Source organism: Hyphomonas sp. J20-32 (genome assembly GCF_055808555.1).
Window position 1 is genome coordinate 1,567,659 of sequence record NZ_CM147873.1, and the last position, 13,535, is coordinate 1,581,193.

The window sequence follows — 13,535 nt, forward strand, 5'->3', positions numbered from 1 at the left end:
TTTAGCCTTCTTGGCTTTTTAGGACTCTAGAATTCAAGACTAGCAAGAAGCAAGCCGGATTGTACCGTGAATACGACAGATGACCAAAATGTAGGAATCCCGGACGATGACGTGCTTGCGCGTCCGATCCGCTGGGTTCGTTGGACTGTTGTGGCGATTACCGTCCTGTTGGTCGGCGCCCTGGCGACGGCATGGTTCCTGCGCAAGACCGTCGCCGAACGCGCGTTGGCTGGATGGTGTGCCGAGCGCTCACTCGCCTGTGAGGGGAAGTTCGTCCAGATTAGCTCACATGGCGCCACCATTCGCGATTTGAAAGTTCGAGCGGGCGGCAATGTGCCATTCGAGGCATCACAAGCCAGTGCGCGGCTCAAATGGCCCCGGTTTCTCACACCGGAATTGACCGGAATAACCGTAGACAGGCCGATCCTGCGCGGCACGCTAGATGACAAGGGTATGCGTTTCTACGGGCTGGAGAATCTGGCTGGACAATCTGATGGCGCCGGACACGTGACCTTGCCAGCGCTTGAAATCACGGATGGGCGGATATTTTTCGCCACGGAGGCGGGCGAATTGTCCGCTACCGTGGCGATGCATGGCGCATTTCCGCAGAAAGGCACGCTCGACCTCGTTCTGGATCCGGCAGCGCTCAAGGGCGCCGAGAGCGAATTCAACTGGTCCGAAGGCGCTATTTCCCTTGTCGCTGACATGGGCCGGATTTCCGGTGATGCGAACATCGTCATGCAGCGCGCAGACCTGAAAACCGTCTCGATCACGGACGTGGTCGTTGCGGCCAAGGTCGACGCCGCCGATGTCGGCGATGGGCCGATGACGCTGATCTGGACCGGTTCGGTCGCCGATGGCGTGTTTCCAGGCGGACACTTGAGTGCGGTCCGGACCACTGGCGAGGCAAGTTTTACCGAGCTTCCGAGCCTGTCGGCGAGGGACGCGTTGGCGGCAATGACAGCGGCGACTTTCACGCTCGAGTCTGGAGACGTGTTGCGCGACGGTTATGGGGCCGGCGCACTGAGTCTGGAAGGCGACCTGAAAGGCGATGCCGGAAACATCGGCGGACCCGTCAAGCTCTCGGCATCGGAAGCCGTTGCGCCACAGGGCGCCGCCGGGATGTTGTCATCGAGTGGCATATTCAACCGGACAGCCGAAGGCGCATTGTTATTTGCTGGTCGTGCGTCTGCATCTGACGCGAGTGTTGCCCCAAACCTGCGCCAGGAACTCACTGCGCCGATTTCATTTCCCGGTGTACTATCAGACCACGGAAGCAGTTTCCGGTCCGCGTCAATCCGGGCGCTGGCTGACTTCGATCTGGCTATGGCGTTCAGTGCGGGTACGCGAGAAGGTATCTTCTCTTTTTCAAGCCGCGAGGAAACCGTTCTGACGGCGGCAACCGGATTGCGCCTAAAGATAACGCCCCCAGCGGATAGGGCATGGCTGTCCATCCAGGGGGCGGAGCGCGCTGTGCGTGGCAACATTATGCTGTCCGGCGGAGGCGCTCCTGACCTGCAGCTTGGCCTCGACGATCTGCAGCAAGGCGCGGCGGGACTCGTGATCGAGTCGCATGCATTCAAACTGAAGCCCTGGACGGCAGGCGGAAAAACGTTGTCTGCGGATCTCGGGACGTTTGCCATGACCAGCGCACCGGAACGTTTTGATATTCTCAGCCGTGGGCGCTTGTCCCTGTCAGGGCAGATGTCCGGGATCGACCTGAAGCATACAGAGCTCGTCGGCGGGCTTCACGCCGAGCGGGATGAATCGGGCTGGCAAGTGCAGCCCGCCGGCGCCAAATGCGTCACCGTTTCCAGCCACGGTTTCGTTTTCGGCAGCATTCAAGCCGAACCGGTCAGGCTGAACGCCTGCCCGCAAGGCGATGGTTTCATCCGCAAGCGCGGCGCATCTCCCAGCGGCACGGTCACGCTGGGGGCGGTAAACCTACCATTCTCCGCAGGGTCTACGTCCGGCACGCTGGGCCTGTCCAAGGCGTCGGTCGATTGGTCAACAAATGGCGGGCTGGCGATGACGGTGCTCGCAGAGCATGTCGACCTGCCGCTGACAATCGGTTCGCGCACGCTGACCCTGTCAGGAGATGTACCGCGAATGGGCGTGGCGACCGGTCGCGGCGCACCGAAATTGTCGGCACGGCTGGGCCCTACGGTTTTCGGCGGCACACTCGTGCCGGCAAAAGTATCAGCCGACAGTTTCGTTTTTGACGGGTTCAGTGGAAAGGGTGGCCTGTCCGGCGATCTGAGCGCCAATGGTGTCCTCATCCAGGACTATCGGAGCGACCCACTCTACCAGCCATTGATCTCGGATATGACGGCAACGCTCACCAACGGCCAACTTGCCATGACCGGTCCGTTGCGCCTGAAGACCGGCGGAACGACGGTCGCCGACACATTGATCAATCTTGACGTGGTCAAACTCAACGGCACGGCTGCCGTCCGTTCACGCCCGCTGGCGTTCCGCTCCGGCGGACTGCAACCCGTGATGCTTTCCGAGAAACTGCGCGGCGCCTTCACCTATGCCGCCGGTGATGTGTCCGCGAAAGCGGATGTGACGATCGCGTCGGGCAAACTGGCTGGCACGGGCGAAGTCACGATAGAGCAGTTTGGCTTCCAAACGACCCGACTGGGCCGGATTGAAGGCGTCAATGGCAAGGTCCGGTTCAGCGACCTCCTGGATCTGACGACAGATCGCGGACAGGTCGTTACCGTCGGTTCGCTAAACATTGGTGTTCCGCTTGTGGGTGGGCGTATCGAATTTCATCTCGACAAGGGCAAGGTCATCGGCGTTGAGAAGGCATCGTTCCCGTTCGCTGGCGGACGGATTGCGCTCGCGCCGCTCCAGTGGACACTGGGTAGCAAGGACCAGCAGGTCAAGGTAACCGCAGATGCGATTGACCTCGGCCAGTTGGTGTCAGTTCTGAAGCTGCCGGATGTTCAGGCAACAGGAACTGTGAGCGGTGCGTTCCCGGTCGACTTCGTCGGCAATGAAATTCAGGTGCGCAACGCGCTTCTGGCTGCGGATGCGAAGGGTGGGCGGATTGCCTATACAGGCGACGCAGTTGACTCGGCTGCCGAGAGCGACCCGAACGCACAGCTGGCATTCGACGCGTTGAAGGACCTGCAATTCTCCATCCTAGAAATTGGCCTGACCGGCGACCTCATGGACCGGACGGTCGCAAGCGTTCACCTTATTGGTCGCAACACGAAGCCGCTGCCATTCGGCAAGAATTTGACCATGCCGAAGGGGCAGGCATTTGAATTCAACCTGACGCTTGATTCCCAGCTCAAGGAATTGGTGAAGAGCGGTTCCTATGCCACCCAGCAGGACAAGTTCGTCAAGATTATCGTCGACATGGCCAATGACAAAGACAACCGGACCGATGAATGAGAGACAACCATGCAGTCGATTGACGTTAAGCTGAACCATGTCATGTTCGCGCGAAGATAAAAGGAATCACAAATTGACGACCCCGCAGAAAACATTGTTTCTTGTCGGCTGCGTCGCGCTCACTGCGGCGTGCACGCCGACCATTCGTATTGAACCGTCGGACAAGCCGATTACGATCAATCTGAACGTGAAGATTGATCAGGAAGTGCGCATCAAGCTCGACAAGGAAGTCGAAGACCTGATTTCCAACAACCCTGACCTGTTCCCCCAATAGCGACGACAGGATAACTATCATGAACATGATCAAGAATGTCTTCTTCGCTCTGGCCATCGCCTCGCTCGCCATCGTGAGCGCGCCGGCGGCACATGCCGGTGATCCGCAGCTCGAAGCTGCGATCTCTGCCGGCGAGGTGGGAGAGCGCATCGACGGCTATCTCGGTGTGGTCGGTTCGGCGGATCCCGCTGTCGTCCGCAAGGTCCAGGAGATCAACAACAAGCGCCGCGCGCTTTACGAGCAGCTGTCGGAGCAAACCGGAACCACGGTCGCGCAGGTGGCCCGGGTCACCGGTGAAAAGCAGATCTCGCGCACGGGTGCGGGTCAGTACTACATGGACGAAACCGGCGCCTGGGTCAGGAAGTAACGCTTCGCGGAGGCTCGGCCTGTCTCCAGTCTTCGACCTCTACCCCCCTTGGGGCAGGCTGCATGAATTGGTCATTTTTAAGCCGCTGCCGGGAGCGGGCCGGCTTGGCGTGTACGGGGCCTGAAAAACCCGTTGCAAGAGTTTCACACCCCCATTGATTGACACGAGACGCGGCTCACTCGATTTTGCACGTAATCTCACGTCAACAACGGGGCTGGACCTTTCATGATCGATCCTGCACGGCTTTCGGCCTTCATATCGTCTCGTATCTGCCATGACCTCGTGTCGCCAGTCTCCGGGGTGACCAGCGCGCTTGAAATGCTTGATGAGCCCGGTGATTCAGACATGGATCAGCAGTTCGAGGAATTGCTTCGTTCCAGCGCCCGCAAGGCAGCTGCGACGATCCAGTTCCTTCGCTACGCCTATGGCTCGCTTGGCTTGCAGGCTGGCACGGCTGACATGCACGAATTCAAGAAGATCACCGAGAACTACCTTCAGGGCCTGAAGCCCAGTATCGAGTGGGACATCGCCACCGATCACCTCAGCTATTCCCATGCGCGTCTGTTGATGAACCTGATCATGATGGCGGTCGATACGCTTCCGCGCGGCGGCGTGATCCATGCCCGAGTACGAAATGAAGCGGCGGGCATGACGATGACTGTCTCGTCGCGTGGCGAGCGGGTAAAAATGAAAGACGAGGCTGCCCGGTCCGTCCAGGGAGTTGAACCTGAGGACGGCTGGAAACCCGACAACATCCAGCCCCTGTTCGCGAAGATGATTTGCGATAGTCTGGAAGGTGAAATTACTGCCAAGCAGGGCGAAGATGTTGCTATCATCATGGCGACGCATATTCGCGCTGAAGGCTGATGCGAAATCTGACCGGTTTCTTCGAAACCAGCAGCGAATTCTTAACGCTCGTCGGGCAATCGTTAACCCGACCCGAAGGCCTGCTGTGGGAGCCCGACTATGAAAACCTGCCTGATCGTTGACGATTCCCGCGTCGTAAGAAAGGTTGCGGCGCGCATTATTCAGGACCTGAAATTCAATATTGTCGAGGCCGGAGACGGCGCCGAAGCGCTGAAAGCCTGCCGGGAAAAAATGCCCGACGCCGTGCTTCTCGACTGGAACATGCCGGTGATGAACGGGCTGGACTTCCTGCGGGCATTGCGCCGCGAAGATGGCGGCAAGAAGCCGCTCGTGGTATTCTGTTCAATAGAGAATGACGCCGAGCATATCAACGAGGCCATCCGGTCCGGCGCAGACGAGTTCATCATGAAGCCGTTCGATGCTGACATTCTCGAGAGCAAATTTGCAGAAGTCGGCCTCGTTTGAAGCATTTCTTAACAAACGCCCCGATATTGGTAACGATTGGGGTTGAAATACCCGGGTTCGGAGCGGGATATGAAGGATGAGGTGTTCAGCGAGTTGGCGGATCTGGCCCTGAAGGGGTCCGGACAGTCGATTCCGAAATCCAAAGCTTATCTGATCGAAGCCCGGCTCGCTCCCATCGCGCGGCGCGAGGGTTTTGGTACGATGGAAGACCTCGTCCACTGCCTGAAATCGCGGGCAAATCCCGCCTTCATCGCTGAAGTCGCCGCGACACTCGTGTCCAAGGACACGCGCTTTTTCCGCGAGCGGGAAACGCTGCAGCGCGTGCTGAACGAGGTGCTGCCCGAGCGTCTCAAGGCGACGAATACAGGGCGTCTCAAAATCTGGTTGGCAGGTGGTTCGACGGGACAGGAAGCCTATTCGCTGGCGATCCTGCTCGAAGACGAACTGCCGTCCGCGCTGCGCGGGGCTAAGATCGAGATGCTGTCGACAGATATCTGCAAGGTGACGACGGAGAACGCCCGCAATGGCCGCTATGGTCACTATGAGGTCCAGAAGGGACTGTCGATCCATCGCCTGACCAAGCACTTCAATCGAACTCGAGACCGGCCAGTGGGAAGCCAGTGAAGCGCTTCGGTCCCGTGTCAGTTTCCGCCAGCACAACCTGCTCGAAAGCGCTGCTGGCCTTGGCAAGTTCGACGTCATCATTTGCCGCAATGTTCTGCCGGGCATGGCTCGTTCTGCGCGCGTGCGTGTGGTTGAAAGCCTGGCGAGCCAGTTGGTGCCGGGCGGTATGGTCCTGCTGGGGCAGGGCGAAGGCCTGATCGGCCTGACCGACAAGCTGGAACCCGCCCGCGACTTCCGCGGGGCCTGGGTGGCTGCCGGAACCGCCAACGCCGCTGCGTCGGCTGCCTGATCTGCATTCACCGGACTTCAGCGGCAAAGTTGCAATGCAACATGATGCCTGTATGAGGGGCACTCCTCCCGGCTGGATCCACAGAAGCAGGCCCCAAACATGGTAAAATCGACCTTCGCGGCATTTGCCGATCGCGTCGCCCGTGCCGACTGGGCCGGAAACGGCCTGTCCGCCATGACCCCGATGCGGGTGAAAACCGAGCTTTTGGCAGGGCTCACGGTCGCGCTCGCGCTGGTGCCCGAGGCGGTCGCGTTCGCCTTCGTGGCAGGGGTGGCACCGCTCGTCGGCCTGTATGCCGCATTCATCGTCGGCCTGATCACCGCCCTGTTCGGTGGACGCCCAGGCATGATTTCCGGTGCAACCGGCGCGCTGGCCGTGGTGATGGTCGGACTGGTGCACGATCCGCGCGTGGGCGACATGGGGGCGCAATACCTGTTTGCCACAGTCGTGCTGATGGGTGTGCTGCAGTTGGTTGCCGGCGTATTCAGGCTGGGCAAGTTCATGCGGCTGGTGCCGCATCCGGTCATGCTTGGTTTTGTGAACGGCCTCGCCATCGTGATTTTCCTGGCCCAGCTCGGCCAGTTCAAGGTGCCAGGCTCGGCGGAAGCCAGTGGGCACGGCTTTGCCGGTGGAGAATGGATGTCCGGCGCGCCGCTGATCCTGATGCTCGGCCTGACGGCGCTGACGATGGCGATCATCTGGGGCATGCCCAAACTGACCAAGATCATTCCCGCGCCGCTCGCCGGCATCGGCTTGGTGGCCGCGCTCGTCATCGGCTTCAACCTTGATGTGCCGACCGTGGGCGATCTTGCATCGGTCAAGGGCGGCCTGCCGCCTTTTGCTGTTCCGGCTGTACCGCTCACGTTCGAGACGCTGGAGATCATCTTTCCCTACGCGCTGATCCTGGCGGCCATTGGCCTGATCGAGAGCCTGCTGACGCTCAACCTGGTCGGTGAGATCACCGGCAAGCGTGGCGGCGCCTCGCAGGAATGCCTTGCGCAAGGCACGGCCAATGTCGTGACCGGATTTTTCGGCGGCATGGGCGGCTGCGCGATGATCGGGCAGTCGATGATCAACGTGAAGTCCGGCGGTCGCACGCGCCTTTCGGGCCTTTCGGCAGCTCTGTTCCTGCTGGCCTTCATCCTTGTCGGCTCCAGCCTGATCGAACGTATCCCGCTGGCTGCCCTGGTTGGTGTCATGTTCATGGTCGTGATCGGCACATTTGCCTGGCAGAGCCTGCGCATCATGACTCGCATTCCACTGATGGACGCTTTCGTCATCGTGCTCGTGACGGGCGTGACAGTCGCATATGACCTCGCCACGGCAGTTGTCGTCGGTGTGATCGTTTCGGCGCTCGCCTATGCCTGGAACAATGCGCGCCGTATCCATGTCATCGAGCGCGACAGTGTGCGCACGCCGGGCGCGCATGTTTATGAGATTGAAGGACCCCTCTTCTTCGGCTCGACTGATGGCTTCGCCGAACTCTTTCATCCGGAAACCGATCCGGACGTCGTGATCGTCGACTTCATGCGCTCCCGCGTGGTTGACCAGTCGGCGCTTCAGGCCATCGAAGACCTCGCCGCGCGCTATGCTGCAAACGGCAAGACCCTGCGCCTGCGCCATCTCAGCCATGACTGCCACAAGCTGTTGCAGCGTGCCGGGCAGCTGATGGTCGAAGAGGATGACGATCCCGATTATGCGCTGGCAGTGGACTATAACGTCCGCACAGGTGTTTTCGGTGGCGGCCACTAAACGCGCGCGATGACCGATTTGTGACCGGGCGTGTGCGCTAATGCACTTCGGTCCGGTCTTAGCTTCCGCTAGAAATCGGCCAACTGGAATGCCGTGACTTCGACAGGAGAGCCGATGCTGCACCGACGCAAATTCCTCCAATACGCCGCTGGTAGCGCTGCAATTGCTGGAGCAAGCCCGCTTCCAGCCTGGGCGCGCTCGTCCAGCGAAGGCAATCTCGGAATCCCGGCGCTGCAGGGCAACCGTTTCGACCTGACGGTTGAAAGGTTTCCGGTGCGCATCAATGGCCGCGCGACCGAGGCGATTGGCATCAATGGGGCGGCGCCCGCGCCGCTGCTGCGGTTTCGCGAAGGCGAGGAGGTGACGCTGAATGTCACCAATACGCTGGACACTGACACGTCCATCCACTGGCATGGCCTCCTTGTGCCCTTCCACATGGACGGCGTGCCCGGCGTATCCTTCCCGGGCATCCGGCCGGGCGAGACGTTCAGTTACAAATATGCCGTGCCGCAGAATGGCACCTATTGGTACCATTCCCATTCCGGCCTGCAGGAACAGGTCGGCCATTACGGCCCGATCATCATCGATCCAAAAGGCGCTGATCCGGTCGCCTATGACCGCGAATACGTGCTCGTGCTGGGAGACTGGACGTTCGGCGACCCGGAACGCCTCTTCGCCAAGCTTAAAAAGCATTCCGACAGCCAGAATTTCCAGCAACGCACAGTCGGGGATTTCCTGAAAGATGCCTCCGCCGACGGGCTCGGAGCGGCCTTCCGGGACAGGGCGATGTGGGGCGCGATGCGCATGTCGCCGCGCGATATCGCGGATGTCGGGGCACCGGCCTATACCTACCTGATCAATGGCCGGTCGACGGCGGACAATTTCAACATGGTGTTCAATCCCGGCGAGCGCGTGCGCCTGAGGATTATCAACGCGGCGGCAATGACATTGTTCAATGTCCGCATGCCGGGCCTGCCGATGACCATGGTCCAGGCCGACGGCCTGAACATTCAGCCGCTGAAGGTCGATGAATTCCAGATCGGCGTGGCCGAGACTTATGATGTGATCGTGACGCCTCAGGCGGCGGAGGCATTTGCCTTCGTTGCCGAGTCGATCGACCGGTCCGGCCAGGCCGTGGCGACACTCGGCCCTCGGCCTGGTATGCGCGCGGCTGTTCCTGCCCTGCGGCCTGTACCAACCCTGACTATGAAAGACATGGGGATGGACCATGCGGCCATGGGGCACGGGTCCATGGACCTGGGCGCGGATGAGGCGGAATCGATGGATCATTCCGCGATGGGCCACACAGCAATGGCCGGGATGGATCATGCATCCATGGGCCATGCGATGCCCGACCCGCACGGGCCGGAGATCCAGATGGTGTCTGTGGCAGCACCGGTCACGCGCGGGCCCGGTGTTGCCAATATCGCGGCCATGCCGGTGAGCAGGCTGGACGAGCCGGGCATCGGCCTCGCCGATATCGGCCACCGGACGCTGACCTACAGCCAGTTGCGCAGCCTCGACCCGAACCCGGATAGGCGGGCGCCCGGCCGCGAGATCGTGGTGCACCTGACGAGCAACATGGAACGCTACATGTGGTCGTTCGACGGGGTGAAATTCTCCGAGGTGACAAAAGCGATCCAGTTCCATGAGGGCGAACGTGTGCGGCTGACCCTCATCAATGACACGATGATGCCGCACCCGATCCATTTGCACGGCATGTTCTTCGATCTGGTCATTCCCGGTGCGGAGGCCAGTGGGCACCTGCCGCGCAAGCATACCGTGATCGTGAAACCGGCGGAGAAACTCTCTGTGGATATCTCGGCCGAACATGTCGGTGACTGGGCCTTCCACTGCCACCTTCTCTTCCACATGGCAGCAGGCATGATGCAGGTCGTTTCGGTCCTTCCGTCGGACGCAGCGCTGCCTGCGGCAGCTCATGACGGCCACAGGAAAATGGATCATTCCAAGATGGATCATTCCGCCATGGGTCATGGAGACAAGAGCGATGAGGGCATGAAGCAATGATGCGGGAACTTGCCCTTTGTGCGCTGGTGGCATCACTGGCGACGCCGTCATTCGCGGAGGACGATGCAGGGGCGTCGCCGCCCTGGTCGATGGCGGATGAATACTACAGCGCGGACGAAATGGCGGCGTCGCGGCACCACGTCCAGACGCATCATGGCGCGACGCGTGAATTCTATGTCATGGCGGACCGGCTGGAACTGCAGTCGTCGGATGAAGGCGACGCGCTCGTCTGGGATGGCAATGCCTGGTATGGCGGGGATATCAACAAGCTCTGGATCAAGAGCGAGGGCGCGTATTCCTTCGACGCCGACGCGGTTGAGGACGCCGAAGTGCAGGCGCTCTGGTCGCATGCGATCTCGCCCTATTTCGACCTGCAGGGCGGCCTTCGCTACGATCTCGCGCCGAAGGGCCGCACGCATGCCGTGCTCGGGATCCAGGGCCTGGCGCCCTACTGGTTCGAGGTGGACGCGGCGGCTTTCCTCAGCAGCGAGGGTGACCTGACTGCGCGCGTTGAGGCCGAGTACGAGTTCCGCCTGACCCAGCGCCTGATCCTTCAGCCGCGTGTGGAAGCCGAACTCTCGGCGCAGGACATTGCGGAGCTGGAAACCGGGTCTGGCCTCACCGGCCTCGATGCCGGCCTGCGCCTGCGCTATGAAATCGTCCGTGAGTTCGCGCCCTATATCGGCGTCGAATGGCAGAGCAGCTTCGGCGGCACGGCGGATTATCTCGAAGCGGCGGGCGAGGAGCCTGACGGCACGGTGTTTGTCGCGGGCGTGCGGACCTGGTTCTGAGGCCGCCCCTCGCAATTCCTGCCGTCCCGCGCTATATGCGCCCTTCCTGAAGCTGCTCCGGGCCTTGAACCCGGTGGGAGTAAGAGATGACAGATACCAAATCCGCTGCCTGGACGGGCGGCGTGAATTCCCTCGGATTTGACAAGAGCCCCGCCGATACGCGGGTCGTCGCCGCCATGTCGGGCGGGGTCGACAGCTCGGTCGTGGCCGCGATGCTGAAGGCTGAAGGCTATGACGTGATCGGCATCACGCTGCAGCTCTACGATCATGGCGCCGCCATCGAGAAGAAGGGTGCCTGCTGCGCGGGCCAGGATATCCATGACGCGCGCAATGTGGCCGACCAGATCGGCATTCCGCATTATGTGCTGGACTATGAAAGCCGTTTCCGCGAGCAGGTGATGGAAGATTTTGCCGACACCTATCTGGCCGGCTCCACCCCGATCCCGTGCATCCGCTGCAACCAGACGGTCAAGTTCTCGGACCTGCTTCGCACCGCGAAGGAACTCGGCGCCGATTGCCTGGCGACGGGCCATTATATCCGGCGGACCGATGGCGAAGACGGGCCGGAACTTCACCGCGCTATCGATGCCAGCCGCGACCAGTCCTATTTCCTGTTCGCCACGACGCGGGAGCAGCTGGACTATATCCGCTTCCCGCTGGGCGGCCTGCCGAAGACGGAGGTTCGCGAACGCGCGGACCAGTTCAACCTGCCGGTCGCGGCCAAGCCCGACAGCCAGGACATCTGTTTCGTGCCAGAAGGCAGTTACGCCAAAGTGGTCGAGAAACTCCGCCCCGGATCCGGGCGCGGGGGCGATATCGTGCACCTTGATGGCCGCGTCCTCGGGAGCCATGAAGGCGTGATCCACTACACGATCGGCCAGCGGCGCGGGCTGAACGTGGCCGTGGGCGAGCCCCTGTTCGTGGTCAAGATCGACGCGCCGAACCGGCGAGTCGTGGTCGGCCCGCGCGAGGCCCTGATGACGTCCGGCCTGTTGCTGGAAGAGCTGAACTGGCTCGGCAAGGGCACGCTGGAAGCTGCGGCCGATGCCGGGGCACCGGTGCTGGTGCGGGTGCGTTCGACGCGGCCACCGGTGCCGGGACGGCTCGGCTGGCAGGGCGACACGCCGGTGATCTGGTTCGACGCGCCGGAAGAAGGCGTGGCCCGGGGGCAGGCGGCGGTCCTGTACGATCCGGATGGCGGTACGCGCATCCTCGGCGGCGGGTTTATCCTCAAGGCGATCCCGGCGGACGAGCGCGTGGTCGCAGCCTAGTTTGGCCCTGCGCCTGCGGCGCCTGTGAGGGCGCTTGGGGTGGGGTATGGGTGTCCTGAGGGGGCGGTAGGGGTCAGGTGTCGGGGATCACGCCAAACGCCCGCTCTTCCCGGCGCAAGCCGGGACCCAGTGCCTCAAGTCCGGCCTGTGTGGCCCTGGGCCCCGGCTTTCGCCGGGGTGAGCGGACAAGGGGGAGACCTTCTTCTCCTGTCAGAGCGCGTCTCAGCCGGTCCGACACCGGTGCACGGAAACAGCCCGGACGATGCCCGGAGAGATCATCCGAGAGCTGGATAATCACGACTTTCCCGTTCCACATCACGCCCCAGAGCATTTGTGAGCCCGGCCCACCGTTCTCGCGGAACCATGCCTTCAAACGCTGGATGCGCCAGAAGACCAGTGGCCAGAGGGGCAGCAGGTACCAGGGCAGGCCCGGCATCGGGGTAAAGAGGGAGAAGCTGGGCATCGCGGCCCATTGTAAGCCGGTTGCAGGAGGGGGCGGATAAGAGGAGGTCTATGCCTCAAGCTGATGTCCGCCGTTGGTCAGACGGGAGCATTCGGAATATTGCTTGTGAGGAACAAGTTTCAGCCCGATGCTCAAATCGAAATTGTTGACGAGGCCGAACTATGGAAAAACGAACCCGTCTTAGCAGAGCGGATCTGGATAAGTTTCTTGCTGAACTCCCAAGCGACTATTCGCCAATCAAGCAGCTAATGCAGTCTTTTGATGGTTCAGACATGTACAAGGACGAAGGCGGAGCTATGTTGATGGGCCATGAGCCCGAAATAGCGCCGCTGGCATACGCCGTGACGGTCTTTCCTGGAGTTCAGAGCGAAGCGATAGAGCAGTATGAACATTCGAACCAGATTGCATTTCCGGAGCCTCTCAGAAAATTTCTCAACCATATAAATGGTGCATACCTTTGCGAACTAGATATCTATGGGATACCCCTTTCGATGTTGCAGTATCCGCCAAAGCTGTCTCGGTCGGTTCGGAACCCGCTAAACGTGGCGACCGCTACGAAGATTTGGCGCGTAGAATTCAACGCGCCGCAAGTCGATGAATTTCATTTCGCTAGTCGAAACATCAGTTGGACGGTGCAAATTGGATACTTCTGGAGGCCAGATGGTAGTGTAGTTTCGTACCCTTTGGGAAAAGCGGAATATCAGAGCAGGGCGTGGCCGACATTTACGACGTGGTTGCATGACGAACTTGGAGCCACACTGAGAGATCGACCTGGCTATCTTGAGGAGCGCACCAGAAAGTCGAATCAAGCGGGCAAGCGCTTCTCCTTCTCAAGACTTCTGCGAAGACTCGGACTTCGATCCTAAGCACTAACCAATCGATCTGCCGCTGACGTCTCCTCAGACGCCGGAAGCGGCCGTCTGAATTTGGATGTCGTAT

General features: G+C 60.8%; 13 protein-coding genes. 12 read left to right on the top strand and 1 reads right to left on the bottom strand.

What is annotated here, in order from left to right:
- Positions 1 to 66 precede the first annotated feature (66 nt).
- The 11 genes from AC0L7I_RS07840 to mnmA all read left to right on the top strand — a co-directional run bounded on the left by AC0L7I_RS07840 (position 67) and on the right by mnmA (position 12,133).
- Positions 67 to 3,405: an intermembrane phospholipid transport protein YdbH family protein gene (locus AC0L7I_RS07840; protein WP_473398998.1), complete on the top strand. Its 3,339-nt coding sequence runs from the start codon at positions 67 to 69 to the stop codon at positions 3,403 to 3,405.
- A gap of 73 nt (positions 3,406 to 3,478) precedes the next feature.
- Complete coding sequence (locus AC0L7I_RS07845) at positions 3,479 to 3,679, top strand: YnbE family lipoprotein (protein WP_473398999.1); 201 nt, start codon at positions 3,479 to 3,481, stop codon at positions 3,677 to 3,679.
- 19 nt (positions 3,680 to 3,698) lie between these two features.
- The gene (locus tag AC0L7I_RS07850; RefSeq protein ID WP_473399000.1) at positions 3,699 to 4,046 is read left to right on the top strand and encodes a YdbL family probable chaperone protein; all 348 of its coding nucleotides are present in this window, start codon (positions 3,699 to 3,701) and stop codon (positions 4,044 to 4,046) included.
- A 225-nt stretch (positions 4,047 to 4,271) separates the two neighbouring features.
- Positions 4,272 to 4,913, top strand: a complete 642-nt coding sequence (locus AC0L7I_RS07855) for a histidine phosphotransferase family protein (RefSeq protein WP_473399001.1) — start codon at positions 4,272 to 4,274, stop codon at positions 4,911 to 4,913.
- A 99-nt stretch (positions 4,914 to 5,012) separates the two neighbouring features.
- Positions 5,013 to 5,378, top strand: a complete 366-nt coding sequence (locus tag AC0L7I_RS07860; RefSeq protein WP_473399002.1) for a response regulator — start codon at positions 5,013 to 5,015, stop codon at positions 5,376 to 5,378.
- Between the two features lie 69 nt (positions 5,379 to 5,447).
- Positions 5,448 to 6,002 carry a CheR family methyltransferase gene (locus tag AC0L7I_RS07865; RefSeq protein ID WP_473399003.1) on the top strand — a complete coding sequence of 185 codons (555 nt, stop codon included), beginning with the start codon at positions 5,448 to 5,450 and terminating at the stop codon, positions 6,000 to 6,002.
- On the top strand, positions 5,968 to 6,291 hold the full coding sequence (locus tag AC0L7I_RS07870) for a CheR family methyltransferase (RefSeq protein WP_473399125.1): 324 nt from the start codon (positions 5,968 to 5,970) through the stop codon (positions 6,289 to 6,291). The genes AC0L7I_RS07865 and AC0L7I_RS07870 overlap by 35 nt, the downstream gene beginning before the upstream one ends.
- 99 nt (positions 6,292 to 6,390) lie before the next feature.
- Positions 6,391 to 8,043: a SulP family inorganic anion transporter gene (locus AC0L7I_RS07875; protein WP_473399004.1), complete on the top strand. Its 1,653-nt coding sequence runs from the start codon at positions 6,391 to 6,393 to the stop codon at positions 8,041 to 8,043.
- Positions 8,044 to 8,157: 114 nt separating this feature from the next.
- On the top strand, positions 8,158 to 10,071 hold the full coding sequence (locus tag AC0L7I_RS07880) for a copper resistance system multicopper oxidase (protein WP_473399005.1): 1,914 nt from the start codon (positions 8,158 to 8,160) through the stop codon (positions 10,069 to 10,071).
- On the top strand, positions 10,068 to 10,862 hold the full coding sequence (locus AC0L7I_RS07885; RefSeq protein ID WP_473399006.1) for a copper resistance protein B: 795 nt from the start codon (positions 10,068 to 10,070) through the stop codon (positions 10,860 to 10,862). Before AC0L7I_RS07880 ends, AC0L7I_RS07885 begins: the two co-directional genes overlap by 4 nt.
- Positions 10,863 to 10,948: 86 nt before the next feature.
- A complete protein-coding gene (mnmA, locus tag AC0L7I_RS07890; protein WP_473399007.1) occupies positions 10,949 to 12,133 on the top strand; it encodes a tRNA 2-thiouridine(34) synthase MnmA in 1,185 nt (394 codons plus the stop codon).
- Between the two features lie 73 nt (positions 12,134 to 12,206).
- On the opposite strand, the gene AC0L7I_RS07895 is transcribed toward mnmA, so the two are convergent.
- Positions 12,207 to 12,596 (bottom strand): hypothetical protein, encoded by a 390-nt coding sequence (locus AC0L7I_RS07895; RefSeq protein ID WP_473399008.1) that lies wholly within the window; start codon positions 12,594 to 12,596, stop codon positions 12,207 to 12,209.
- Positions 12,597 to 12,757: 161 nt separating this feature from the next.
- On the opposite strand from AC0L7I_RS07895, the gene AC0L7I_RS07900 reads away from it, so the two are divergent.
- On the top strand, positions 12,758 to 13,462 hold the full coding sequence (locus AC0L7I_RS07900) for an SMI1/KNR4 family protein (protein ID WP_473399009.1): 705 nt from the start codon (positions 12,758 to 12,760) through the stop codon (positions 13,460 to 13,462).
- Positions 13,463 to 13,535 lie beyond the last annotated feature (73 nt).